Origin of the sequence: Rhodopseudomonas sp. G2_2311 (assembly GCF_047501505.1) — a bacterium.
Classification (GTDB): Bacteria; Pseudomonadota; Alphaproteobacteria; order Rhizobiales; family Xanthobacteraceae; genus Rhodopseudomonas; species Rhodopseudomonas palustris_H.
The window spans coordinates 1-25,134 of sequence record NZ_JAZDRK010000019.1; the positions used below are offsets into that span (position 1 = coordinate 1).

Here is a 25,134-nt window from a genome sequence, read left to right on the forward strand (position 1 = left end):
CTTCTGGATGTAGTTTCTTTCAATCGTCCGATCGAAGCTGTTGTCGCGCATCGAAGCCTCCCTGATGGGTGGATTCGATCACCGAATTGTTGAACATGCACAGCAATGACGGGGAGAGGCCGTGCCTTTGCCGCAGGTAAGGACGACGGACCGCGCCCTTACCCGCCCAGCGCGGCGCTGATTGCTCTTGCTGCATGTGCCAGCGCCGGGCCGTGGTGCTCGATCAGTTGCTGCTGCGACACCAGATAGGCGGGGCCGCCGAAGCTCAAGGCATACACCGGGCCGCCATTCGGCGGCATGATTGCGGCGCCGACCGCGTTGATGTCCTTGCGCCACTCGCCGGTCGAGATGCAGAAGCCCTGTCGGGCCATCTCACGCATCGATTTGGTGATCGATTTCTCGATCTTCGGCCAGTCGGCGCCGTGGTGGTCGCGCAATTCCGCCAGCAGCGCCCGGCGCTCATCCTCGCCGATCGTCGCCAGATAGGCTTTGCCGAGCGACGTTGTGGCGAGCGGCACGCGGGAGCCCGGTGGCAGCCGCAGGCCGATCAGCGCGTCGCTCTCGCAGCTTTCGATGTTCAGCATCATCAGCCGTTCGCGGGTGCCGAGCCCGACATGCAGCTGGCTGTCTTCGGCCAGCTTGGTCATGATCGGCAGTGCGGCTTTGCGGACGTCGAGATTGGCGAGCGCCGCGTAGCTCAGCGCCAGCGCGCGGGCGCCGAGCTGGTAGGTCGCCGAGCGCGGCTCGTAGGTAAGGTAGCCGAGCTGGATCAACGTGTGTGTCATCCGCGAGATCGTCGGCTTCGGCAATCCGGTGCGCTCGGCGAGCTCCTGATTGCCGAGCGCGCGGTCGCCGGCGCGAAACGCGCCGAGCACGTCGAGGCCGCGCGCCAGCGCCGAGACGAACAGTCGGCCGCCGGCATCATCGCGTTCGGCGGCGTCGGCGCGGGGCCGGCGCGATGCGCGCTGCAGCGATTGTCGCTCGGCGCGGCGTTGCGCGCGATCTTCCGAGCTCGCAGCAGGAGGTCGCTTCGCGACTTTCGCTCCACCGCGTCGCTTGGCGGCTGCGGGCCCGCGCGTGGTTGTCTTCGCCGCCATGATCGTGGTTTCCGTGCGGCGCGGCCGCGAGTCAAAGATGTTTGCGAAAATCGATTTCGCATATTGTGCGACAGCCACCGCGGTGGCAAGCTGCACAAAAACAAGAGGAAGCGGAAGGATGCCGATCGACCCCGCGCGCTTGCGCAACTGGCCCATTCCCGACATCGAGCAGAGCTATACGGAACGCGACACCATGCTGTACGCGCTCGGCGTCGGCTATGGCGACGCCCCGCTCGACGCGAAGCAACTGCGTTACGTCTACGAGCAGAATTTGCAAGTGCTGCCGTCGATGTCGGTGGTGCTCGGCTATCCGGGGTTCTGGCTCGGCAATGAGGACACCGGCGTCGACTGGCGCAAGGTTCTGCATGGCGAGCAGGGCTTCGAGATCTTCAAGCCGCTGCCGCCGAAGGCGACGGTGGTGGGGCGTTCGCGCGTCACCGGTCTGTTCGACAAGGGCGCCGGCAAGGGCGCTGTGTTGTTGTCGGAGCGCGATGTCGTCGACAAGGCGACCGGCGAGCTGCTGTGCCGCCTGACCTCCACTACGATGCTGCGCGGCGACGGCGGGTTCGGAGGACCTTCGGGGCCGTTGCCGGTGCCGCACGCGCTGCCCGATCGTGCGCCTGATCTGTCGCTGCGGATCGCAACCTCGCCGCGCGCCGCGCTGCTGTATCGGCTGTCCGGCGACTACAATCCGTTGCACGCCGATCCCGACGTCGCGCGCAAGGCCGGATTCGACAAGCCGATTCTACACGGGCTGTGCAGCTTCGGCGTGGTGTGCCGCGCCTTGGTCGAGCTGTGCTGCGATGGCGATCCGACACGGCTGACCAAGATGCAGGTGCGGTTCTCATCGCCGGTGTATCCCGGCGAAACCATCGTCACCGAAGTGTGGAACGATGCAGAAGGGCGAGTTTCGTTCCGCGCCAAAGTGGCCGAACGGGATGTCGTTGTGATCAACAACGGTCTTGCCGCGGTTTCGTGACATCGCCCGGATTATTCCGCGTGCAGGAAAACGATGCGGCTGGCTTCCAGGCTGGTCGCATCGCCGCAACAGCCTCCGCGCGACTGCGCGAGAACGACGCCGTCACAACGTAGGCTGGTAGTTAGGCCGGCGTTTAGAGAGTGACTTTCGGCGGGCATCACGTATAAGTCCGCCGACGCTGCAACAACAACGAACAACAAAGAGGAACGCCCGTGTCCATTTCCCGACGTTCATTCGGAATCGGTGCGACTGGTCTGGTGCTCGGAACGGTCGCAGCGCCTTGGGTTCGCAACGCCAGCGCCGAGCCGGCGCCGATCAAGATCGGCGTGATCAATTCGATGAGCGGCGGTCTGTCGGCCTACGCGCAGGAAGGCAAGCCGGCGTTCGACTACATCATCGATCAGATCAACAAGAACGGCGGCATCAAGAGCAAGGATGGCGCCAAGATTCAGTTGCTGCAGGCCGACGATGCCAGCCAGCCGGCGCGGACCGCGACCGAAGCGCGCCGCCTGATCACCGAAGAAAAGGTGCCGCTGCTCACCGGCACCATCCTCAGCGCCCAGATGCTGGCGCTGACGCCGGTGCTCGACGAATTGAAGGTGCCGACGCTGTCGATCTGGGCCGGGGGCGCCAAGTCGAACTACATGTTCTCGCTCGGCTACCCGTATGACCGCGGCTACGCGCAGTCGATGCACGATTTCATCGTGTCGCTGCGCGACAACGACAAGTTCCCGATCAAGACCGCGGTGATGTGCTACTCGAACTACGAGGCCGGCCAGCAGGTCAACAAGTTCCTGGTGGAGAAGCTGAAGGCCAGCGGCATCGAAGTGATCGGCGAGGCGCCGCTCGACACCAAGGCGCAGGACCAGACCTCGGCGATGATCCGCATCCGCTCGCTCAAGCCGGACGTGGTCACCGGGTTGGTGACGCCGCGCGACGGAATTCTGATGCATCAGGCGCGCTATAACCTGAATTACCAGGGCAGTCTGTTCGTCGGCGGCACCGGCGGCTATTCGGACCTGTCGCTGTGGAAGGATCTCGGCCCGGAGATCGGCAAGGCGGTGCTGACGCGCAACCTGTTCGGCATGACCGGCTTCAGCGCCGGTGCCAAGATGGACTCGATGCAGAAGATCATCACCGAGCTGCGCGACGTCGCCAAGCTCGATCGCATCGGTCAGGGCGCGGTTCAATACGCCCAGGGAGCGCGCGTGCTGCAGCAGGTGCTGGAGAACGCCAAGTCGCTGGAGCCGGACGCGCTGCTGGAGGCTTTCAAGAGCTTCAAGATCCCGTTCGGCGATCCGCATCTCTACATCGCCAAGCCGAAGGGCCTGCAGTTCGCCGAGGATCGTCTGCTGACCGACGGCTCGGCGATGATGATCCAGTGGATGCCGGATCAGAGCCAGGAGGTCGTGTTCCCGAAGGAGTTCGCACAGGCAGCTCCGCGTCCCAAGAGCTGATCTCGTCGTGGCCCTTCTCGAAGTCGACAACATCAGCAAACGCTTCGGCGGCCTGCTCGCGCTGAACGACGTCTCGTTCGGCGTCGAGAAGGGCGAGATCCTCGGCATCATCGGCCCCAACGGCGCCGGCAAGACGACGCTGTTCGGCGTCGTCTCCGGCTTCATTGCGCCGTCGAGCGGCGACGTTCGGTTCGACGGCCAGCGCATCACCGGCATTTCGCCCGACCGGCTGACGCGCCGCGGCCTGGTGCGCAGCTTCCAGATCGTCCAGACCTTCGCCGACATGACGACGCTCGAGGTCGTCACCACGGCGGCGCTGACCCGGAGGCCGTTGCGGCAGGCGATCGATTATGCAGCCGAGGTGCTTACGCGCGTCGGCCTCGGCGCGAAGCTCGATGAAACGCCGGCGACGCTGTCGCTGCAGGACAAGAAGCTGCTCGAGGTCGCCAAATGCGTCGCGACCGATCCGCAGTGCATCCTGCTCGACGAGGTGATGGCCGGCCTCACCATGGCCGAGACCGAAGCGCCGATGGCGATCATCCGCGAGCTCAACCGCTCCGGCGTCACCATCGTGATGGTCGAGCACGTGATGCCGGTGATCATGCGGATGGCGACCCGGATGGTGGTGATCAATTTCGGCGAGAAGATCGCCGAGGGCACGCCCGACGAGATCATCAAGGACCGCAAGGTGATCGACGCTTACTTCGGAGAGCATCTCGATGCTTGAGGTCGAAGGTCTGGTCGCAGGCTATGGCGGCTCGCCGATCCTGCGCGATGTGTCGCTCAGGCTCGCGTCCGGCGAAATCGTCGGCCTGCTCGGCGCCAACAATGCCGGCAAGACCACGCTGATCAACTGCCTGTCAGGGATCGTGACGCCGATGTCCGGCCGCATCCTGTTCGACGGCCAGGACGTCACCCGCGCCACCGCGCGCGAGCGCGTCGAACTCGGCATCATCCAGGTGCCCGAAGGGCGGCTGGTGTTTCCGGAGATGAGCGTGCGCGAGAATCTGCTGCTCGGCGGGTTCTGCGACCGCGCCCGGCCGCATCGCCCCGCGCAGATGGAAAAGGTGCTGGATCTGTTCCCGCGGCTGAAGGAGCGGCTGACACAGGCCGCCGGCACGCTGTCCGGCGGTGAGCAGCAGATGCTGGCGATCGGCCGCGGGCTGATGGCGGAAGCGCGCATTCTGATGCTGGACGAGCCCTCGCTCGGCCTGTCGCCGCTGTTCGTTCAATACATCTTCGAGATCATCGACCAGTTGCACCAGAGCGGCCTCACCATGCTGCTGGTCGAGCAGAACCTCAATCTGACGCTGCGCCATGCGCAGCGCTGCTACGTGCTCGAACGCGGGCAAGTCGCGGTCGAGGGCGCGGCCGATTTGGTCAGGGACGATCCGCGCACGCGGCAGGCCTATCTGGGCCTGTAAACGGAGACGGCAAGTGAGCGAATTCTGGCAGGCCTTGGCGCAAGGCGTTCTGATCGGAAGCACCTACGGGCTGCTCGCGCTGGGCATGGGCCTGGTGTACGGCGTGTCCGGCATCGTCAACTTCGCCCATGGCGACTTCATTTCGCTGGCGATGTTCATGGCGCTGGCGCTGTTCTCGGCGTTCGCGCTCGATCCGTACGTGTCGGCGCTGATCACCATCCCGGTGATGGCGCTGATCGGTGGGCTGGTCTACCGCTATCTGTTACGGCCGATGGCCGGGCACCAGTTTCTGATGATCGTGCAGCTCACGCTTGGTCTCAGCCTGGTGCTGCAGAACGGCATCCTGATGGTGTTCGGCGGCCAGCCGGCGCGCACGCCCTCGATCGTTGAATCCAAGCTGATCATCCTCGGCGACGTCGTGCTGCGGTTGCCGCATCTGATCGCATGTGCGGTCGCGTTCGCGATGGCGATCGGGCTTTACGTGATGCTGCGCTCGACCGACTTCGGCCGTTCGATCCGCGCTGTGCATCAGAACGCGCGTGCCGCGGCGTTGATGGGGGTCGACGTCGGCCGTGTTCAGGTCGTCACCTTCGCGATTGGCGTCGCGATCCTCGCCGTCGCCGCGGCGCTGCTGCTGCCGGGCACGCCGATCACACCGACCCAAGGCCTGCAGTACACCGTGATCACGCTGCTGGTTGTGGTGCTCGGCGGCATGACCAATTTCGTCAGCATCATGCTCAGCGGCCTGGTGATCGGCATCTCCGAGGCGTTCGGCCAGATCTACGTGTCGGATACGCTCGGCCGTCTGGTGCCTTACGCGATCTTCGTGCTGATCATGCTGTTCCGGCCGCAGGGCCTGACCTGGAGGACGTCATGATCGGCAAGGGCTTCTACCAGACCCTGGCGTCGCCGTGGCTGTGGGGCATTCTGGTTCTCGCGGCCTGCCTGCCGCTGGCGCTGAACAGCTACCACCTGCACCTTCTGACCCTGGCGCTGGTCTATGTGGCGCTGGCGTCGGCCTGGAACATCGTCGGCGGCATGGCCGGGCAGGTGTCGCTGGCGCACAGCCTGTTCATCGGCATCGGCGCGATGCTGTCGACCGCGCTGCTGGTCAAGTTCGGCATCAACATGTGGGCCGGGCTGGTGATCTCCGCGGCGATCGCCGGCGCACTCGGCGCCATGATCGCCTGGATCGACTTCCGCTTTCAGCTCGGCCATCTCTCCTTCGTGCTGATCACGCTGGCATTCGCCGAGATGGGCGCGATCATCGTCGAAGGCTGGGAATTCCTCGGCGGCGCCTCAGGCCTGCTGCTGCCGCGTGACACCGGTGATTTCTGGGCGTTTCAGTTCGGTGGCGGCCGCGGTGCGTTCTGGGTGATGCTGGGACTGGCGGCCGCTGTGGTGCTGGTCAACGTCGCGATCCTCAATGCGCCGCTCGGCTATTATCTGCGCACCATCCGCGATAACGAGAAGGCCGCGCAGGCGATCGGCGTCAACGTGCTGCGCCACAAGATCACCGCGATGACGATCTCGGCGGTGCTGACCTCGATCGTCGGCACCTGCTATGTGCGTTACCTGACCTTCGCCGATCCGTATCTGCTGGCGACTCCGACGATCACGATCGAGATCGTGCTGTTCGCCACCGTCGGCGGGCTCGGCCGCGCGTTCGGCCCGGCGCTCGGTGCGCTGCTGCTGGTGCCGCTCGGCGAGGTGCTGCGCGGCCAGCTCGGCGGTGCGGTGCCGGGCCTGCACTATTTCATCTATGGCGTCGTCGTGATCGTGGTGATCCTCGTCACGCCGCGCGGCCTGCTGCCGCTCGCCGAACGGGCGTGGCGCAGCTTGCGCCGCCGCGGCCCGGAGCCGCGGCCGGCTTCAGCGTCTTAAGCCAGCCATCAGCGGCCGGGAGCAACTACGCTCCCGGCGCCAGCGCCGCACCGGCCTCGCCGCGGCGGGCTGCGCGGTTCAGCCTAAAGCCTTCGATCAGGCCGTAGATCGCCGGGATCACGATCAGCGTCAGCAGTGTCGACGACACCATGCCGCCGATCATCGGCACCGCGATCCGCTGCATGATCTCGGAGCCGGTGCCGCTGCTCCACAGGATCGGCAGCAGGCCCACCATGATCGCCACCACGGTCATCATCTTCGGCCTGACGCGCTCGACCGCTCCCTCCATGATCGCGTCCTGCAGATCGCGCGGAGTCAACCGTTGGCCTTCAGCGGCGCATCGCGCTTTGGCTGCGGCCAGGGCGTGGTCGAGATAGATCAGCATCACCACGCCAGTCTCTGCTGCGACACCGGCCAGCGCGATGAAGCCGACTGCGACTGCGACCGACAGATTGAAGCCGAGCGCCCACATCAGCCACAGCCCGCCGACCAGCGCGAAGGGCAGTGACAACATCACGATCAGCGTCTCGGTCAGCGATCGAAAGTTCAGGTACAGCAGCAGGAAGATGATCGCGAGCGTGAGCGGCACCACGATCTTCAGCCGTGCGGTGGCGCGTTCGAGATACTCGTACTGCCCGCTCCAGGTCACATAGGTGCCGGGCGGGAAGCTGACGACGGCCTGCACCGCCTGCTTGGCGTCGGCGACGTAGCCGCCGAGGTCGCGATCGCGGATATCGACATAGATATAGGTCGCCAGCTGGCCGTTCTCGGTGCGGATCGAGGTTGGGCCGCGCGCCGGCTGCACCGTCGCCACCTCGCCGAGCGGCACGGCGCCGCCGGCCGGCAGCGGCACCAGCACGTCGCGGGCGATTCCTTGTGGATCGTCGCGCAACTCGCGCGGATAGCGCATGTTGACGGTGAAACGCTGCCGGCCTTCCACCGTCGTGGTCACGGTTTGGCCGCCGAGCGCAGTGGCAATGGTGTCCTGCACGTCCTGGATCGCGAGGCCGTAGCGTGCCAGCGCCGTTCGATCCGGAACGATCTCCAGGTAATAGCCGCCGATGGTGCGTTCGGCATAGGCCGAGGAGGTGCCGGGGACGGTCTTCAGCACCTGCTCGACCTGTTTGGCGAGGCGGTCGATCTCGGCCAGATCGGTACCGATCACTTTGACGCCCACCGGCGTGCGGATGCCAGTCGACAGCATGTCGATCCGCGCCTTGATCGGCATCGTCCAGGCATTGGAGACGCCGGGGAATTGCAGCGCCTTGTCCATCTCGGCAATCAGCCCGTCGGTGGTGAGACCCGGTCGCCATTCTGCTTTCGGTTTGAGGTTGATCACCGTCTCGAACATTTCGGTCGGTGCCGGATCGGTCGCAGTCGAAGCGCGGCCGGCCTTGCCGTACACCGAGGCGACCTCGGGGAAGCCGCGGATGATGCGATCCTGCATCTGCAGCAGCTCGGCCGCCTTGGTGATCGACAGGCCGGGCAGGGTGGTCGGCATGTAGAGCAGCGTGCCTTCGTCAAGCGAGGGCATGAATTCGGTGCCGAGCTGGCGCGCCGGCCAGATCGAGACGCCGAGCACCACCAGCGCCAGCACGATCACCAGCGTCTTGGCGCGCAGCACGCCGCGGATCACCGGACGATAGATCCAGATCAGCGCGCGGTTGATGATGTTGCGATGCTCCGGCACGATCTTGCCGCGGACGAAGATCACCATCAGGGCCGGCACCAGCGTCACCGACAGCAGCGCCGCTGCCGCCATCGCGAATGTCTTGGTGAAGGCGAGCGGTCCGAACAGCCGCCCCTCCTGCGATTCCAACGTGAAGATCGGCAGAAACGACACGGTGATGATCAAGAGGCTGAAGAACAGCGCCGGTCCGACTTCGGAGGCAGCCTCGATCAGGATCACGACGCGTGATTTGCCCGGCTCGGCGCGCTCCAGGTGCTTATGGGCGTTCTCGATCATCACGATCGCGGCGTCGACCATGGCGCCGATGGCGATCGCGATGCCGCCGAGGCTCATGATGTTGGAGCCGAGGCCGAGCAGCTTCATTGCGGCGAAGGCCATCAGCACGCCGATCGGCAGCATCAGGATCGCCACCAGCGCGCTGCGGACGTGCAGGAGGAAGATGATGCACACCGCGGCGACCACCAGGCTCTCTTCGAGCAGGGTGTGTTTCAACGTATCGATCGCGCTGTAGATCAGCGTCGAGCGGTCATACACCGGCACGATCTCGACCGATTTCGGCAGGCTGCTGGCGATTTCCTGGAAGCGCTTCTTGACGTGTTCGATCACGTCGAGCGCGTTGACGCCGAAGCGCTGCAGCACGATGCCGCTGGCGACTTCGCCTTCGCCGTTGAACTCGGCGATGCCGCGGCGTTCGTCGGGGCCGAGTTCGACCCGCGCCACGTCCTTCAGCAGCACCGGTGTGCCGCCGCTGGCCTTCAACACGATGTTGCCGAGGTCGTTGATGTCCTTGATGTAGCCCTTGCCGCGAATGACGTATTCGAACTCCGACAGTTCGACGGTGCGGCCGCCGACATCGGCATTCGACGCGCGGATCGCCTCGCGCATCCGCGCCATGGTGATGCCGCGGTCACGCATCCGCTGCGGATCGAGCACGACATTGTACTGCTTGACGAAGCCACCGATGCTGGCGACCTCGGCAACGCCTTCGGCCTTGGCCAGCGCAAACCGCAGATTCCAGTCCTGGATGGTGCGGGTGTCTGCAAGGTTCAGCTGCTTCGACATCACTGCGTATTGATAGACCCAGCCGACGCCGGTGGCGTCCGGGCCGATGCTCGGCGCGACGCCTGCCGGCAGGCGCGAGGCGGCGCCGTTGAGGAATTCCAGCACCCGCGACCGCGCCCAGTAGATGTCGGTGCCGTCCTCAAAGATCACGTAGACGAACGACACGCCGAAGAACGAGAAGCCGCGCACCACTTTCGACTTCGGCACCGTCAGCATCGCGGTGGTCAGCGGATAGGTGACCTGATCCTCGATCACCTGCGGCGCCTGCCCGGGATATTCGGTGTAGACGACGACCTGGGTGTCGGAGAGATCCGGTATGGCGTCGAGCGGCAGATGCAGCAGGGCGTAGAGGCCTGCGGCTGCCGCGAAGCCGGTGCCGAACAGCACCAGCAGCAGATTGCGCGCCGACCAGGCGATGATCCGGGCAATCATGGCTGGGCTCCGGCGTGGTCGTGTGCGTGATTGTGAGACGACGTCTGCGGCTCGTTGGTCGGGGCGTTCGCTCCGTCGGCAAAGCCCTTTAGCGCGGCCTTCAGGTTGCTCTCGGCGTCGATCAGGAAGTTGGCGGAAGTGACCACCGCCTCGCCTTCGTCGATGCCGTGTTTGACCTCGACGACGCCGTCGCCGCGGCGTCCGAGTGTCACCGTCCGCGGCTCGAACCGGCCGTCGCCCTTGTCCACCAGCACGATGCGGCGGCTGCCATTATCAAGCACGGCGGAGGTGGGGATCGTCAGCGCCGGCTCATCGCCGGCGATGTCAATCTCGGCATCGACATACATGTCCGGCAGCAGCTTTAGGTCCGGGTTTGCCAGCTCGACGCGCAGCCGCGTAGTGCGGGTGTCACGATTGACCTGCGGATAGATCACCGCGATCGTTCCGGACAGCGCGCGATCCGGGAAGGCGCGGGCCCGGATCGTTACCTTCTGGCCGACAGCGACAGAGCCGAGATCGCGTTCAGCGACGTCGACCAACGCCCACACCGTTGAGATGTCAGCGATCCGAAACAGCACATCGCCGACATTGGCGCGCATGCCGTCGATTGCATTGCGCTCCAGCACGATGCCGTCGCGAGGAGCGCGCCATTGCACCGTCACCGGCGCGGTCCGCGTCCGCTCCAGTTCGGCGATGGTCTCGTCGGGCACGTCGAGATTGACCAGCCGCTGCCGCGAGCCGCGGCCGAACGCTTCGATCGTGCTGGTGGTCTTCGAGTTGATGGTCGACAGATATTCGGCTGCAGCCGACGCGATTGCCGAGCTGTAGATCTGCATCAGCGGCTGCCCGGCCTTGACAAAGCTGCCGGTGGTGACGTCGGCGATCTTCTCGACGAAGCTCTCGCTGCGCATCGTGATCACCGAGACGCGGCGCTCGTCGAGCTGGATCACACCCGGCGCCTTCACCATCACATGCAGGGCGCGGCGTTCGGCGGGCTCGGATTTGACGCCGCTGCGCTGGATCTTACCGGGCGACAGCTTCACCGTGCCGTCCGCACTGTCCTCGCCCTCATAGACGGGGACGTAGTCCATCCCCATCGAGTCCTTCTTCGGCACCTTCGAGATGTCGGGCAGCCCCATCGGATTGCGGTAGTACAGGATCTTACGGGTGGGATCGGCTGCGGGCTTCGGCGCCGGCTGCGCAGAGGGCTCGTCGGCCTCATACACCGGCAGATAAGCGCGGCCTTGCGCATCGGCCTTCGGCACCGCCGACCAGCGCGGCGCACCGGATGGATCGCGGTAGTACAGCGGCGACCGGTCGTCGGCCGCAGCGGGCGACGCGAGACAGAGGCCGATCAGAAACAGCAGGGAGGGTGAGCGCAGCTTGGTCATGACGTGCACCGTCGCGCGCCGCGAGGGCGCATCCGAATTCGGGAGATAGGAAGGATGGCGGCGCCGCGGCTGCGGCGCCGCGCTGGCCTATTTGAACGCCTTGACGATCACCTTGCCGGTGACGGTCTCAGGCTCGCCCTGGACCTTCGCCGACAGCGTGATCTGGTAGCGGCCGGCCATCGGCAGGTCGGTCTTGAAGGCGTACACGCCGGGCTCCGGCGACGGCAGCGCCGTCACCGGCGACACCATGTCGGCCATGTTGTCCGGCGCCATGTCGACGCGGGTCTTGAAGATCACCGCCCCTTCCACCGGTTTGCCGGTGGTCTTGTGGGTGAGGCGGATCGCGACGGTGACGTCGTCGCCCTTCTTCATCTCGGGGGTCTTGGGCTCGAAGGTGTAGTCACCCGCGTCGGCCGTTGCGGCGGTCGCAAACAGGGTGAGTGCGGCGGCGCAGGCCGCTGCGGTGCTGAATTTCGCAGTCATTATGATCTCCAAACGTGTCTGATCTCGTGCTGCGGCCGAACGGCACGCAGCATTTGTCGGCGCGGGCGAAACGCCAGCGCGGCGGTCAGCGAGAGATCAGACGCGAGGAGGCCGGAACGGCGGGCTGCCGGCGTGGTCCGGCACGAACAGGTCGGCCGGGGGGAACACCGTGCCGGCGCGTTGGGCGATGAACTTCACCGGCACCGTAGCCACCGGCGAGAAGCCGACCGAGGCGCCGACGCAGCAGAACCCGAGCGGGCACTTGGCCGGATGTTTCGGCAGGGAGGGCGTTATTGGCGCCGCATCGGCGGTGGCGCCGTGGCAGGATTCGACGGCGGCGGTGACGTGGGTGCCAGCGTGATGCTCGTGGTGCTGGACGTGCTGCGCAGCTTCCGCCGGCCCGGTAGGCAGCATGACGGCCGACGCCGAGCCGACCGGCAAAGCCGCCAGCGACAACGCCATCATCAGCGCCAAGATCGTCCGGAACAGTCGCATCCCGCTTTCAGCTCGCCAAGGGCTATCGGTGATCCGATAGCACGACGCCAGAGGTAAGACTTGTCACGCGTCAATTTCAAGACCGACGCTTATGGAAGGTGCAACGGTCTCCATTTTGATAACTATACCCCTGCAGGGTATCCAGGCGCAAGGGTGCCGTTTCGGCATCCGCCACGGGGCTGGCGCGCGCGCCGGCTGCATCGAGCCCTTCCTGGTGCGGTGACACCGGTCCGGCGCCTACTGCCGGCCCCGCAGTGGCCGCCGGGCCACAATTCCACATCCATCTAAAGAATTATTCTCGTGGCGCGAAGGAACTCATTCTTCGATGGGTGCCTTCGAGAAAATGCACTGCTAATCGCCCGGGCTGAATCGACAGCTATGAGTTGAGTGCATCTGTTAGTAGAAATCTATTCTATTAGTTGCGTGTTTGGCGACAGATCGCTGACATGGACACAACTCAAATCTTCTCCTATTCCGCGAAGGTGGTCCATTTGAGCGACGCGCCGGCACTTGGGTGCCGCGGCGCCGAGGGTAGTGATTCATGACTGAAGATACCGAAGTCCGCAGGACGCTCGCTGAAGGCGCTGCGCGCCAACTCGCCAACGCGACCAAGACCCGTGCGCAATGGGGCGGCATCTCACCGCGCTGGCTGGTGCCGCTATTGCAATGGACTCCGGTCGAGGCTGGTATCTTCCGTCTCAATCGCGTCAAGGAAACGCGCGGCGCGACCGCATCTGCCTCGTTCGATGTCGAATGCAGCCCGCGGCGCGACCGCGATCCGGATCTGCCGGAGACCTTCGTCGACTACGAGGAGCATCCGCGCGAGTACTTTCTCAACGCGGTGACGACTGTGCTGGACGTGCAGACCCGCGTGTCCGACCTCTACAGCCATCCGTTCGATCAGATCCAGGAGCAACTCCGGCTGCTGATCGAGAAGGTCAAGGAGCGCCAGGAAGGCGAACTGATCAACAACGCCGAATATGGCCTGCTCGCCAACACCGCGCCGTCGCAGCGGATTTCGACCCGGAAGGGCCCGCCGACCCCGGATGATCTCGATGAGCTGATCACCAAAGTCTGGAAGGAGCCGGCGTTCTTCCTGGCGCATCCGCGCGCGATCGCTGCGTTCGGTCGCGAGTGTACCCGCCGCGGCGTGCCGCCGCCGACCATCAACATGTTCGGCTCGCCGTTCCTCACCTGGCGCGGGCTGCCGCTGGTGCCGTCCGACAAGGTGCCGTTCGACGAAGCCGGCCGCACCAAGATCCTGCTGCTGCGCACCGGCGAGAAGAAGCAGGGCGTGGTCGGCCTGTTCCAGCCCGGCGTGCCAGGCGAAGTGGCGCCGAGCCTGTCGGTGCGGTTCATGGGCATCAACCGCAAGGCGATCGCCTCGTATCTGATCTCGCTGTACTGCTCGCTGGCGGTGCTGACCGAGGACGCGCTCGGTGTGCTCGATGACGTCGAGGTCGGTACGTATCATGAGTACACCTGAGCCGACTCTGCCGCATCCCGGCTCTGCGGCTCTGCCGCAAGGCGGAGCGCTGCCGCATCCGGCGTCGCTGGAGCAGGCGTCCGCCGCAGCGGTCGGTGCACCGGATGTCGCCTCGATTGCGCGGCTGGCCAACGCGTTCTTCTCGGCGTTGCCGACCGGGGCGGTGCCGGAGCCCGGTGCGGCGCTCGGCTCGGCGCCGCTGTTTGCCGCCGAGCCGCTGCACAATGCGATTCCCGGCACGCCGGCGCTATCGCCCTCCTATAAGCCGAACCACAATCCCGGCGCGGCCTCGCCGATCCCCACCGTGGGCGCGGCGCGGCCGTCGGCACCGATCTTCGCGCTCGATCCTAATCTGGCGCCGGAGCCGACCACGGCGGTTGGCTCGTTGCCACAGGAGCTGAAGGTGCCGCTCGCGGCTCCGCCGGTGGCGCCGCCGCCTCCGTCTGCACCGGCGGTGCAGCCGGTGTTCGCGCGCGACACTGATCTGGCCGCGCTACCAGGCCGGCTCGACGAATCCCGCAGCTTCGTGCCGCGTACTGCATGGCCGAGCGCGGGGCCATTCGGTGCCGACGCCGCGGCGACGGCAGCGCCGCTGTACTTTCTTGCGGACCATCCGGCCCTGGCCCATGCGACGCCGGCATCGGCCGCGCCGCCCCGTGTCGAGACCTTCGACCTCACCGGGCTGGCGCCGCAGCATCGCACCGACGTTCATGTGCTCGATCTGTCCGGTGCACGGCCGTTCGACGCCAACGTCTTCAAGCGTGATTTCCCGATCCTGCGCGAGACCGTCAATGGTCGGTCGCTGGTGTGGCTCGACAACGGCGCCACGACGCAGAAGCCGCAATGCGTGATCGACCGGCTGGTGCAGTTCTACACGCACGAGAACTCCAACATCCATCGTGCCGCCCACACGCTGGCGGCACGGTCGACCGATGCCTATGAGGCGGCCCGCGACAAGGTGCGCGGCTTTATCAACGCGCCTTCGGTGAAGGATATCGTGTTCGTGCGCGGCGCCACCGAGGCGATCAACCTCGTGGCGCAGGCCTGGGGCCGCCGCAATGTCGGCGAAGGCGACGAGATCGTGGTGTCGCATCTCGAGCACCACGCCAACATCGTGCCGTGGCAGCAGCTCGCGGCCGAGAAGGGCGCTCGCTTGCGCGTCGCGCCGGTCGACGATCACGGCCAGATCCTGCTCGACGAATACGAGAAGCTGCTCGGGCCGAAGACCAAGATCGTTGCGTTCACGCAAGTCTCCAACGCGCTCGGCACGGTCACCCCGGTCGCTGAGATGACCGCGCTGGCGCATCGCCACGGCGCCAAGGTGTTGGTCGACGGCGCCCAAGGCGTCTGCCACATGCCGGTCGACGTCCAGGCGCTGGATGTCGACTTCTACGCCTTCTCTGGTCACAAGATGTTCGCGCCGACCGGCATCGGCGTGCTGTACGGCAAGGCCGATGTCCTCGAAGCGATGCCACCGTGGCAGGGCGGCGGCAACATGATCGCCGACGTCACCTTCGAGAAGACGATCTTCCAGGGGCCACCGGATCGGTTCGAAGCCGGCACCGGCAATATCGCCGATGCGGTCGGTCTTGGCGCGGCGATCGATTACTTGACGCGCATTGGCATGGCCAACATTGCGGCGCACGAGCACGAGCTGCTCGCCTATGGCACCGAGCATCTGCTGACGGTGCCGGGCCTCAAGCTGATCGGCACCGCGCGCGAGAAGGCAGGCATCCTGTCGTTCGTGCTCGATGGCTGCCGCAGCGAGGATGTCGGTAAGGCGCTCGACCGCGAAGGCATCGCAGTGCGCGCCGGCCATCATTGCGCCCAGCCGATCCTGCGTCGGTTCGGTCTGGAAAGCACGGTGCGACCGTCGCTCGCCCTTTACAACACCCATGACGACATCGACGCGCTGGTCGACGCGTTGCGCCGACTGCAGAGTGGGCGAGGTGTGCGAGCGTGATGGTCGTTGACCAAACGAAACACTCATCAAGCTCGTCATTGCGAGCGCAGCAAAGCAATCCAATGCCCTGGACGCAGCTGGATTGCTTCGTCGCTTCGCTCCTCGCAATGACCCGTGGATAGGCGCGAAACGCACGTTACAACCACTCACCGGAGCTGACCCTGCATGTCGCAATCCGCCGAGCCCCGTGTCGTCACTGAGCCAGCATGGGACCTCGGCGAGATCGTCGCCGAACTCGCAGGGCTCCGCGCCATCTCTCAGCGGCGGCGCTATCGCGGCCGGTCGCTTCCGGAATTGCCGTCGCGCGAAGCGGTGGCGGGCATCGTTGATGCGCTGGTCGCGGCATTGTATCCGCGTCACTTCGGCCCGGCTGGCCTGTCGGAAGACAGCCTCGACATCTATGTCGCCGACACCATCGAGCAGGCGCTGCGCCGGCTGCGCCGCGAGGTCGGGCGCGAATTGCGCCTTGCCGATCTCGACGGCGCCGCCAAGCCCGGCGAGATCGAACAGCAGGCGCTGACTATCGCGGCGGATTTCGCCCACGACCTGCCGCGCATCCGGGCGCTGCTCGACAGCGATATCCGCGCCGCGTTCGATGGCGATCCGGCAGCGAAGAGCCTCGACGAAGTCGTGTTCTGCTATCCGGGCGTCGCCGCGATGATCCGGCATCGCATCGCGCACCGGCTGTACGTGCTCGGCGTGCCGATGCTGGCGCGGATCGTCGCCGAGATCGCCCATGCGCAGACCGGCATCGACATTCATCCCGGCGCGACCATCGGCGAGAGCTTCTTCATCGATCACGGAACCGGCGTGGTGATCGGCGAGACCGCGCGGATCGGCAAGCGGGTGCGGCTGTATCAGGCGGTGACGCTTGGGGCCAAGCGGTTCGAGACAGATGAGCACGGCCGCATCGTCAAGGGTGGCGACCGGCATCCAATCATCGAGGACGAGGTCGTGATCTATGCCGGCGCCACGGTGCTCGGGCGGGTCACGATCGGGCAGGGCTCACAGGTTGGCGGCGGCGTCTGGCTGACGCGCGACGTGCCGCCGAACAGCGTCATCACCCAGGCAAAGGCGCGGTATGACGCCTTCGAGGACGGTGGTGGTATCTGAGGTCGCGCGCCTGCGAAAGAATTTTCTCCTGTTTGGCGCTTTCGGGTCAGATCTTGGTCGCGATTTGCTGTCAGTGCGACGGACGCGTTGTTTTTATTCTCCAGGCATTGCGATGCGGGAGGCCGGCCGGTAGTCGATAGGGAACGCCGCCACGCGGGCGGCCACCTGGAATCGATGAACGAGCCCATCATGAATGCTCCCTGGCAACCGCCCGCGGGAGAGCGCCCCGCCTTTGTATCGTCGCAGCCGACGACCGGTATCCTGATCGACCGTGTCCGCAAGGTGTATCCGGCGCGGAAGAGCAGCGCCGAAGTGGTCGCCCTCGACGACATCAGCCTGACCGTGCCGAAAGGCTCGATCCTCGGCGTGATCGGCCGCAGCGGCGCCGGCAAGTCGACGCTGATCCGGCTGATCAACGGCCTCGACAAGCCGTCGAGCGGTCGCGTCGTCGTCAACGGCGTCGAAATCACCGCGCTGTCCGAACGCGATCTGCGCACTGCGCGGCGCTCGATCGGCATGGTGTTCCAGCACTTCAATCTGCTGTCGTCGCGCACCGCGTTCGGCAACGTCGCACTGCCGCTCGAGATCGCCGGCACGCCCAAAGCCGAGATCGAAAAGCGCGTGCTGCCGCTCTTGGACATGGTCGGGCTCGCCGACAAGCGCGACCGCTATCCGGCGGAGCTGTCCGGCGGCCAGAAACAGCGAGTCGGCATTGCGCGCGCGCTCGCGACCGAACCCTCGGTGCTGCTGTCGGATGAAGCCACATCGGCGCTCGATCCGGAAACCACCGATCAGATCCTCGAGCTGCTGAAGCAGATCAATCGCGATCTGCATCTCACCATCCTGTTCATCACCCACGAAATGGCGGTGGTGAAAGCACTGGCCGACCGCGTCGCGGTGATTGAAGGGGGCCGGATCGTCGAGGACGGCGCAACCTTCGACGTGTTCGCCACCCCGCGCCACGAGGTGACGCGGCGGTTTGTCTCGTCGGTGACCGGCAGCGGCGCGCCGGACTGGCTTTTGGAGAAGCTGCAGCCGCAGCAGCCGCCGGGCGGCCAGGCGGTGCTGCGCATCACCTTCAAGGGCAGCGACGCCAACCAGCCGCTGCTGTCGCGGGTGTCGCGCGATCTCGGCGTCAATCTCAACATTCTCTCGGGTCAGGTCGAGATGATCGCCGGCCATCCGTTCGGCACGCTGATCGTGTCGCTCGACGCTGGCCCCGACGTGCTGCGCCAGGTGATCGCGCAACTGTCGGCGGGCAACAATCTGGTGGAGCAGCTCGGCTATGTCGCCTGAACTCATTCGCATGATTGCGTCGTCGACGCTCGACACCCTCTATATGGTCGGCTTGGCGGGGCTGTTCGGCACGCTGATCGGTCTGCCGCTCGGTATCTTCCTCGCCACCTCTCAGGCCGGCGAGCTGTTTGCCGCGCCGATCGCCAATCGCCTGATCGGCGTCGTCGTCAATGCGACGCGCTCGACGCCGTTCATCATCCTGGTGGTGGCGATCGTGCCGTTGACCCGGCTGATCGCCGGCACCTCGATCGGCACCGCGGCGGCGACCGTGCCGCTGACGATCGCTGCGATCCCGTTCATTGCCCGCGTCATCGAAGCGGCCATCCGCGAGGTCGATCACGGCCTGATTGAAGCCGCGCGTGCGTTCGGCGCCAGCCCGCTGCAGATCGTCCGCAAGGTGCTGCTGCCCGAAGCGATGCCGGCGGTGACGATGGCGCTGACACTGACCATCGTCAGTCTGCTCGGCTATTCGGCGATGGTCGGTGCCGTCGGCGGCGGTGGTCTCGGCGACCTCGGCATTCGCTACGGCTACCAGCGCTTCATGCCGGAGGTGATGCTGACCGTGGTGTTGGTGCTGATCGCGCTGGTGCAGGGCGTGCAGACACTCGGCGACACGCTGGCGCGCAAGCTCGATAAGCGCCGCATCCGTCGTCACTAATTTTCGCTGTTCAGACCAGGAGTATTCGAATGCGCCGTCTTGCCGTTTCCCTGATCGCGCTGGCTTTCGCCGGCGCCGCCCATGCCGAAACCATCCGTGTCGGCGTCACCGCCGGTCCGCATGCCGAGATTCTCGACGTGGTCAAGAAGGTCGCCGCCGAGCGTGGCCTCGACATCAAGCCTGTCGAGTTCACCGACTACGTGGTGCCGAACCAAGCGCTGGCGCAGAAGGAACTTGAGGCCAATTCGTTTCAGCACGAGCCGTATCTGAAGGCGCAGGTCGCCAAGACCGGCTGGAAGATCGTCAAGGTCGCCAACACCATCGCGTCGCCGCAGGGCGTGTACTCGGTCAAGGTCAAGGCGCTGGCCGATCTCAAGCAAGGCGCCACCGTGGCGATCGCCAACGATCCGTCCAACGGCGCGCGCGGCCTGCAGATCCTGGCGCTGCATGGCTTGATCAAGCTGAAGGAGGGCGTCGGCGCCACCGCGACGGTCGCCGACATCATCGACAATCCGAAGAAGCTGAAATTCGTCGAACTCGACGCCGCGCAGCTGCCGCGCTCGTTGCAGGACGTTGATCTGGTGTCGATCAACAACAACTATGCGGTGCAGGCCGGCCTCGATCCGTCCAAGGACGCGCTCGCCCGCGAGAACGTCGAAGGCCCCTGGGTCAACATCATCGCGGTGCGCGAAGAAGACAAGGACAAGCCCTGGGTCAAGCAGCTGATCGACGCCTATCACTCCGACCCGGTCAAGCAGTTCGTCGAAACCCGCTTCAAGGGCACGTACATTCCGGCGTGGTGAGGATGCGCCGCGCTCTGCGGCTACTCCTGACAGATGCGTCATCGCCGGGCTCGACCCGGCGATCCATCAGTCTTTGCAAGATGCGCGCTACGCGCGCGATGGATCCGCGGGTCGAGCCCGCGGATGACGCTGTATTTGCGGTGACGCCTCAACTTCAATCAACCTGGCCAAACAACTACGCCGCCTCGATCCGCAGAACGTAGCCCGGATGGAGCGCAGCGCAATCCGCCGGGTCCTTTAATAACGCCGTGCTTAACGGCAGGCGCTGCCCCGCATTTCGCTTCGCTCCATGCGAGCTACCGGACTCGTCGCCTGTTAGCAACGCCCCCATTCCCCGTCATTGCGAGCGCAGCGAAGCAATCCACAAGGCCGCGCGTACGGAGCTGGATTGCTTCGTCGGCTTCGCCTCCTCGCAATGACGGTGCGGAGAGGTGCGGCGGAACGCTGACACTCCGCCGCCTGATCCTCCGGCTTCTTCCTCAGCTCCACACCCCGCTGCGCCGGTCCTCGACCCGCTTGGCCTTGTGCGTGGCCCGCGGCAGGGTGTCGGGCTTCAGCACCGAGACCGCGGCCGAGACGCCGGTGATGGCCTTGAGCTTGCGTTCGAACCGGTCGGCGAGCGTGTGAGTCTCGCCGTTGTAGCCGTGGATGTGCTCGACCTCGACGGTGAGACGGTCGAGGTGATTGATCCGGTCGACCACCAGCCGATATTCGCCGGTCAGCTCATGATCCTGCCGCGCTACGGCTTCGACGTCGCTCGGGAACAGGTTGACGCCTTTGATGATCAGCATGTCGTCGCGCCGGCCGTGGACGCCGTTGAGGCGGATCGCGGTGCGGCCGCAGCGGCACGCCTCCGGATTGAAGCTGACGATGTCGCCGGTGCGGAAACGGATCATCGGCCGCGCTGTCTTCTGCAGTGTGGTCAGCACCATCTCGCCGCGGTCGCCCGGCTTCACCGGCTCGCCGCTGTCGGGATCAATCACTTCAACCAAGATGTGATCCTCGGCCCAGTGCAGCCCTTCCTTCTGCTCGCACATCCCGGCGCAAGAGCCGAAGATGTCGGACAGGCCGTAATAATCGTACACCGACGCGCCCCACAGCTGCTCGATGCGGCCCCGGGTCTCGGGGATCGAGCCGCCGGGCTCGCCAGCGACGAAGATCCGGCGGACGGCCAGATCCTTGCGCAGGTCGTAGCCTTCCTTGATCGCGGTCTCGCCGAGGTACCAGGCGTAAGACGGTGTAGTCCAGATCACCGTGGCTTGGAACTGGCGCAGGATCTGCAGCAGCCGGTCGGACGGAATGGTGCCGGCGTGGATCGTCAGCGCGCCGAGCTTCTGCGCACCGAGCACGCACGGGCCGCCGATGAACAGCGAGAAGTTCAGCGAATGCACGTAGCGATCGCTTGGCCGCATCCCGGACGACCAGAATTGCCGCGCCTCATAGTCGATCCAGCCGTCGAAGTCGGACTGCGTGAACGGCGAGGCGGTCGGCACGCCGGTCGAGCCGGACGACGCGGAGATATAGACGATGTCCCGTTCCGGCACTGCGACGAGATCGCCGAACGGCGGTACTGCGATTTGGCGGTCACGCAGCGTGCGCTTGTCGATGAACGGAAAGCGGCGGATGTCGTCGAGCGATTTGATCTGGTCGGGCGAAACCTTCGCGGCGTCGAACGCGGCGCGATAGGCCGGCGAGCCCGCATAGGCGTGGGCGACGTGCTTTTGCAGCAGCGACAGTTTCAGCGCGTCCCAGTCGGCGCGCGATTGGGTTTCGAGCTTGGCGTCCCAATACGGCCGCTCGTCGGAAGTCGTGGTCATGTGCAGTGTTCCTGAATGCCGACGACCGGCCGCAGGGCGGCCGGTCGCGTTGTCGATGACAGAAATGGCGTGGATCGTCGTCGCGGCGGCCGGTCTCACCAGGTAGTGAGAATTGTGCCGTTGAAGCGCTTTTCGGTGAAGGCCTTCACCTCCGGCGAGCGATAGATCTCGACGAACTTCTTCAGTGTGGCGTTGTCCTTGTTCTTGGCGCGGACCGCGAACACCAAGTTCCAGTTGGTATCGGCGCCTTCGAGCAGCAACGCGCTCTTCGGATCAAGCCCCGCGCTCAGCGCGTAGTTGAGGTTGACCGCCGAGAAGTCGAGATCGTTCAGCGAACGCGGCAGCTGTGCGGCGTCGAGTTCGACGATCTTCAGATGCTTGGGATTCTCGGCGATGTCGGCGATTGTCGCCTTGATGCCGATGCCCGGCTTCAGCTTGATCAGCCCGGCTTTCTCGAACAGCTGCAGCGCACGAGCGCCGTTGGAGGGATCGTTCGGGATCGCGGCGCTGGCGCCGTCCTTGATGTCGGTCAGCGTCTTGACCTTGTTCGAATAGATTCCGATCGGCACGATGATGCTCTTGGCGATCGAGACGATGTCGTAGCCGCGCTGCGCCACCTGGTTGTCGAGATAGGGCTGGTGCTGGAAGTTGTTGATGTCGAGATCGTCCTGCGCCAGCGCCGCATTCGGCACAGTGTAGTCGGTGAATTCGGTGATCTTCACCTCGATGCCCTGCTTGGCGGCGAGGTCGCCGGCGTAGCGCAGGATCTCGGCGTAGGGACCGGCGGTGGTGCCGATCCGGACCACCTCGGTGCTGAAGGCCGGAGCCGCGGCGGTGAGCGCGGCGAAAGCGGCCGCGGCGAAAACGAGTTTACGAACCATGGGAATTCAACCTCGATACGTGACCATCTTGGTGGTCGTGGTTTGCGGGGAAACTATCGGCCGCCCGATCCGGCGGCCATTTCGAAATCCGCGGCGGAGCGAGATCGGCATTTCCCGATCCTGCGCTGCCGCAGAAGATTCGTGTCGTGGGCGCGGCTCATGGTGCCAGCCGCGCCTCCGCGACGATCACGTCGCGAAAGCGGCTTTGGCGAGCCGTTCTGGATAAGGGAGAGAAACGCTGCCGCTCCGGGCTATTGCAGCCGCGGACGACCTTCCTTCCAGCAGCGGGTCGCGGCCTTCTGGGCGGCGACCAGCGAACCGAACGAGCGGCGCTCCAGACTGTTGAAATCGTGATGCGCGGCGAAGAAGCAGAACTTGCGTCCATCCCGGACGACGATGCCGGCGGTGCGGGCTTGAACTTCGATAACGTAAGCGTCGGACATGAATCTCCCACTGGCAAAGCCAGCGCCTTCTGATCTCTGATGATGTCGGTGGTGTCGAAACGGCGTCGGCGTCAGCCGAGATTCATTCGACAGCTACGACAGAGGCCGGAGCGGGAGAGTGCGTGGCCCGACGAGATCGCACCGCGCGAGGCCGAGACGGCCGTGATGAGCGCAAGCGGAGTACCGAATTGCGGTGCAGATAAGTCAGCAATGATCGAGATGTTGGCGTTCATGAGCCGATCTCCGTCAACAAAGGAGCCCACGAGCCGTGTCGTGGCGCTTTAGCGATTAAACCCGCGGCGCAAGCTGCTCCGTCAAATCCCGCGATCCGCGCTCACGAAGAACATCGGACGAGCCAACTCTGCCAAACGCCGTTGTGAAGTCAACGTGCGCCGAAAAATAAGATCGATTTGGCGCGGGATCGCACGAATGAGAAAACGCCGCGGTTTGCGCGATCGGATGAAGAGAACTTTCTGCTGCGGCGCACGCACCCGCGAACCGGTTCGAAACAGGCGCTCTGTCCGCGAATCTCTGTTGAGTACGGAAACGATGGCTCGCTTGAAGAGGTGTCATCCAGGATAAGTTGCGAGTCACTCGTGATCAGAGCAGCTGCCCCCTCCGACAGGTGGGCTTGATGAGGGACCGATGTCCCGATCAAATGCAGCGTCGGCACTCCGGTCTCGCAGCCACGCATGGACGAACCTATCCCTTCTCCTCCGGTGAGCGAGGATCCCGAACGCTGGTACTGCACCAATATGGTGGGCGTGCCGGTCGGGCTGATCGGCTCGACGGCGTTCAATCGCTGCCTGCGGCGCATCACCATCCATGGCACGCGAGAGACCCATCCGGGGCTGTTCCGGCTGCTGGCCGCCTGCGAGTATCCGGCGACGGCGGCCGAAGTGTTCGAGCACTACATGGAGCTCGAGTTCGGCCTCGCGCCTGGAGCGCAGCAGCCCGGCTCAGCGCGGCATCCGACCAGCTATCTCGATCTACTGCGCGGCTGGGGTGTCGAATCCGACTGCCCGAAGGCGGCGGTGCTGAAAGGCTGGGTCGAAAGCCGGTTCGGTCTGGTGCCGACCTTTCACAAGCAGCGGCTCGGACTATTTCCGTCGGCGGCGTGGGCGACTTACTTGCAGGAAAAGACCGACGCCCGCTTTCACAACAACTGCATCTTCCAGCAATTCGATTTGCTGTACGAATATTGCCAGTGGAGCATCCGCCGCTTCAAGACACCGGGCCCGCGCTTCGTTCGGTTGTGGCGCGGCACCAATGATGTCGAGCAGCAGCTGGTCGAGGGCGATGCAAGACAGCGGTTATGCACGGTTCGGCTGAACAATCTGGTGTCGTTCAGCGACTCCAAAGAACGCGCCGAGGAGTTCGGCGACTGGGTGCTGGAGACCGAGGTGCCGACAGTGAAGCTGCTGTTCTTCCCCGGCCTGCTGCAGCGCCAAGTCCTCGGCTATGAAGGCGAGTTCCTGGTGATCGGCGGCAACTACAAGGTGCGCGCGTATCACGGGTGGTTTTGAGGGCCGCTCAACGTCTGTGCTGTTGTGAGGCGTCCTGCACTTCCGCCAGTCATTCCGGGGCGCGAGCGCAGCTCGCGAACCCGGAATCTCGACGTTCAGAGCACCTCGAGATTCCGGGTTCGTGGCCCTTCGGGCCGCGCCCCGGAATGACGGCGTTGGGAGGCTGATCCGATAAATCGGTCTCGCCGGGCTGCTCGGGGCGCGGTTCGCCGAAGCCGTAGGCTTTGCCCTTGATGCTGTCGATGTCGATCCGGATCACCTTGGTGATGCCGAGCTTTTCCGCTGGATAGTCGAACTTGCGGTCGGTGAAACGGCTGACAATCAGGTCCAGCGCCCGGGTCTTCTCGGCGACGTCGTCGACGAAGCTGGCGCGGCCGAAGCCGATCACGGTGCGGTGCTTGGCTTCGAAATCACAGGCCGCCTCTGCCGTCACAACGCCGTTCTCGGTCGTCACTTCGAAGCAGACGCGGTTGTTGGCCTTGAGGATCTCGATCTTGGTGCCGGCGCTGGCCGAATGGACATACAGCGCCTTGCCGTCGAAGCCGTAAAACACCGGCACCAGGAACGGCACGTTGTCGCGCGCCAGCGCCAGATGCAGCACTCTGTCGCTCGCCAGAATCGCGTCGATCTCGGCGCGGTCGGTGATTTCGCGGCTCCGCCGCCGCATCGGTCGGGACAACAGGTCGGAGGCGGGGTCGGTCATTCCAAGTCTCCTAATGGCGCGGTGCTCCGGCTTTGCCGGGACCGCTGGATC

General features: G+C 65.1%; 23 protein-coding genes. 13 read left to right on the top strand and 10 right to left on the bottom strand.

Features of this window, described 5'->3' with window-relative positions:
* Positions 1-158: 158 nt before the first annotated feature.
* Positions 159-1,097: an IclR family transcriptional regulator gene (locus VRZ08_RS20150; RefSeq protein WP_414533673.1), complete on the bottom strand. Its 939-nt coding sequence runs from the start codon at positions 1,095-1,097 to the stop codon at positions 159-161.
* Positions 1,098-1,215: 118 nt separating this feature from the next.
* On the opposite strand from VRZ08_RS20150, the gene VRZ08_RS20155 reads away from it, so the two are divergent.
* The 6 genes from VRZ08_RS20155 to VRZ08_RS20180 all read left to right on the top strand — a co-directional run bounded on the left by VRZ08_RS20155 (position 1,216) and on the right by VRZ08_RS20180 (position 6,841).
* The gene (locus tag VRZ08_RS20155) at positions 1,216-2,076 is read left to right on the top strand and encodes a MaoC/PaaZ C-terminal domain-containing protein (RefSeq protein WP_414533674.1); all 861 of its coding nucleotides are present in this window, start codon (positions 1,216-1,218) and stop codon (positions 2,074-2,076) included.
* 212 nt (positions 2,077-2,288) lie between these two features.
* Positions 2,289-3,533 (top strand): ABC transporter substrate-binding protein, encoded by a 1,245-nt coding sequence (locus VRZ08_RS20160; RefSeq protein WP_107354666.1) that lies wholly within the window; start codon positions 2,289-2,291, stop codon positions 3,531-3,533.
* 7 nt (positions 3,534-3,540) lie between these two features.
* On the top strand, positions 3,541-4,260 hold the full coding sequence (locus tag VRZ08_RS20165) for an ABC transporter ATP-binding protein (protein ID WP_107343456.1): 720 nt from the start codon (positions 3,541-3,543) through the stop codon (positions 4,258-4,260).
* Positions 4,253-4,957: an ABC transporter ATP-binding protein gene (locus VRZ08_RS20170; RefSeq protein WP_346296769.1), complete on the top strand. Its 705-nt coding sequence runs from the start codon at positions 4,253-4,255 to the stop codon at positions 4,955-4,957. Before VRZ08_RS20165 ends, VRZ08_RS20170 begins: the two co-directional genes overlap by 8 nt.
* Before the next feature lie 13 nt (positions 4,958-4,970).
* On the top strand, positions 4,971-5,834 hold the full coding sequence (locus VRZ08_RS20175; protein WP_107354668.1) for a branched-chain amino acid ABC transporter permease: 864 nt from the start codon (positions 4,971-4,973) through the stop codon (positions 5,832-5,834).
* Positions 5,831-6,841, top strand: a complete 1,011-nt coding sequence (locus VRZ08_RS20180; protein ID WP_164635141.1) for a branched-chain amino acid ABC transporter permease — start codon at positions 5,831-5,833, stop codon at positions 6,839-6,841. The genes VRZ08_RS20175 and VRZ08_RS20180 overlap by 4 nt, the downstream gene beginning before the upstream one ends.
* Positions 6,842-6,866: 25 nt before the next feature.
* Here the strand turns inward: VRZ08_RS20180 and VRZ08_RS20185 are convergent, their stop codons facing one another.
* The 4 genes from VRZ08_RS20185 to VRZ08_RS20200 form a co-directional block, all read right to left on the bottom strand.
* Positions 6,867-10,025, bottom strand: coding sequence for an efflux RND transporter permease subunit (locus VRZ08_RS20185; RefSeq protein WP_414533675.1), 3,159 nt, complete (start codon positions 10,023-10,025; stop codon positions 6,867-6,869).
* Entirely contained in the window at positions 10,022-11,416 is a 1,395-nt protein-coding gene (locus tag VRZ08_RS20190; RefSeq protein ID WP_414533676.1) for an efflux RND transporter periplasmic adaptor subunit, read from the bottom strand. Before VRZ08_RS20190 ends, VRZ08_RS20185 begins: the two co-directional genes overlap by 4 nt.
* 87 nt (positions 11,417-11,503) lie before the next feature.
* Positions 11,504-11,899 (bottom strand): FixH family protein, encoded by a 396-nt coding sequence (locus VRZ08_RS20195; RefSeq protein WP_414533677.1) that lies wholly within the window; start codon positions 11,897-11,899, stop codon positions 11,504-11,506.
* Between the two features lie 96 nt (positions 11,900-11,995).
* Positions 11,996-12,394 (bottom strand): hypothetical protein, encoded by a 399-nt coding sequence (locus VRZ08_RS20200; RefSeq protein ID WP_414533678.1) that lies wholly within the window; start codon positions 12,392-12,394, stop codon positions 11,996-11,998.
* Between the two features lie 541 nt (positions 12,395-12,935).
* Between VRZ08_RS20200 and VRZ08_RS20205 the strand changes: the two genes are divergently transcribed.
* From VRZ08_RS20205 to VRZ08_RS20230, 6 genes are all read left to right on the top strand, one after another.
* Complete coding sequence (locus VRZ08_RS20205; protein ID WP_230762352.1) at positions 12,936-13,880, top strand: family 2A encapsulin nanocompartment shell protein; 945 nt, start codon at positions 12,936-12,938, stop codon at positions 13,878-13,880.
* Positions 13,867-15,843 carry a family 2A encapsulin nanocompartment cargo protein cysteine desulfurase gene (locus tag VRZ08_RS20210; RefSeq protein WP_414533679.1) on the top strand — a complete coding sequence of 659 codons (1,977 nt, stop codon included), beginning with the start codon at positions 13,867-13,869 and terminating at the stop codon, positions 15,841-15,843. Before VRZ08_RS20205 ends, VRZ08_RS20210 begins: the two co-directional genes overlap by 14 nt.
* A 165-nt stretch (positions 15,844-16,008) precedes the next feature.
* The gene (epsC, locus tag VRZ08_RS20215; RefSeq protein WP_230762355.1) at positions 16,009-16,956 is read left to right on the top strand and encodes a serine O-acetyltransferase EpsC; all 948 of its coding nucleotides are present in this window, start codon (positions 16,009-16,011) and stop codon (positions 16,954-16,956) included.
* Between the two features lie 189 nt (positions 16,957-17,145).
* Positions 17,146-18,252, top strand: coding sequence for a methionine ABC transporter ATP-binding protein (locus VRZ08_RS20220; RefSeq protein WP_107343464.1), 1,107 nt, complete (start codon positions 17,146-17,148; stop codon positions 18,250-18,252).
* A complete protein-coding gene (locus VRZ08_RS20225) occupies positions 18,242-18,910 on the top strand; it encodes a methionine ABC transporter permease (protein ID WP_107343465.1) in 669 nt (222 codons plus the stop codon). The genes VRZ08_RS20220 and VRZ08_RS20225 overlap by 11 nt, the downstream gene beginning before the upstream one ends.
* Positions 18,911-18,939: 29 nt before the next feature.
* A complete protein-coding gene (locus VRZ08_RS20230; protein ID WP_264054702.1) occupies positions 18,940-19,713 on the top strand; it encodes a MetQ/NlpA family ABC transporter substrate-binding protein in 774 nt (257 codons plus the stop codon).
* A gap of 479 nt (positions 19,714-20,192) precedes the next feature.
* Here VRZ08_RS20230 and VRZ08_RS20235 read toward each other — a convergent pair whose 3' ends face one another.
* The 4 genes from VRZ08_RS20235 to VRZ08_RS20250 form a co-directional block, all read right to left on the bottom strand.
* Positions 20,193-21,530 carry a phenylacetate--CoA ligase family protein gene (locus tag VRZ08_RS20235; RefSeq protein WP_414533680.1) on the bottom strand — a complete coding sequence of 446 codons (1,338 nt, stop codon included), beginning with the start codon at positions 21,528-21,530 and terminating at the stop codon, positions 20,193-20,195.
* Positions 21,531-21,625: 95 nt separating this feature from the next.
* On the bottom strand, positions 21,626-22,411 hold the full coding sequence (locus tag VRZ08_RS20240) for a MetQ/NlpA family ABC transporter substrate-binding protein (protein WP_263990989.1): 786 nt from the start codon (positions 22,409-22,411) through the stop codon (positions 21,626-21,628).
* Positions 22,412-22,662: 251 nt separating this feature from the next.
* Entirely contained in the window at positions 22,663-22,854 is a 192-nt protein-coding gene (locus tag VRZ08_RS20245; protein WP_012495068.1) for a hypothetical protein, read from the bottom strand.
* Positions 22,855-22,925: 71 nt separating this feature from the next.
* Positions 22,926-23,087, bottom strand: coding sequence for a hypothetical protein (locus VRZ08_RS20250; RefSeq protein WP_414533681.1), 162 nt, complete (start codon positions 23,085-23,087; stop codon positions 22,926-22,928).
* Between the two features lie 459 nt (positions 23,088-23,546).
* Between VRZ08_RS20250 and VRZ08_RS20255 the strand changes: the two genes are divergently transcribed.
* Positions 23,547-24,380, top strand: a complete 834-nt coding sequence (locus VRZ08_RS20255; RefSeq protein ID WP_414533682.1) for an NAD(+)--dinitrogen-reductase ADP-D-ribosyltransferase — start codon at positions 23,547-23,549, stop codon at positions 24,378-24,380.
* A 49-nt stretch (positions 24,381-24,429) separates the two neighbouring features.
* Here the strand turns inward: VRZ08_RS20255 and VRZ08_RS20260 are convergent, their stop codons facing one another.
* Positions 24,430-25,083 (bottom strand): pyridoxamine 5'-phosphate oxidase family protein, encoded by a 654-nt coding sequence (locus tag VRZ08_RS20260; RefSeq protein ID WP_414533683.1) that lies wholly within the window; start codon positions 25,081-25,083, stop codon positions 24,430-24,432.
* Between the last annotated feature and the right edge of the window lie 51 nt (positions 25,084-25,134).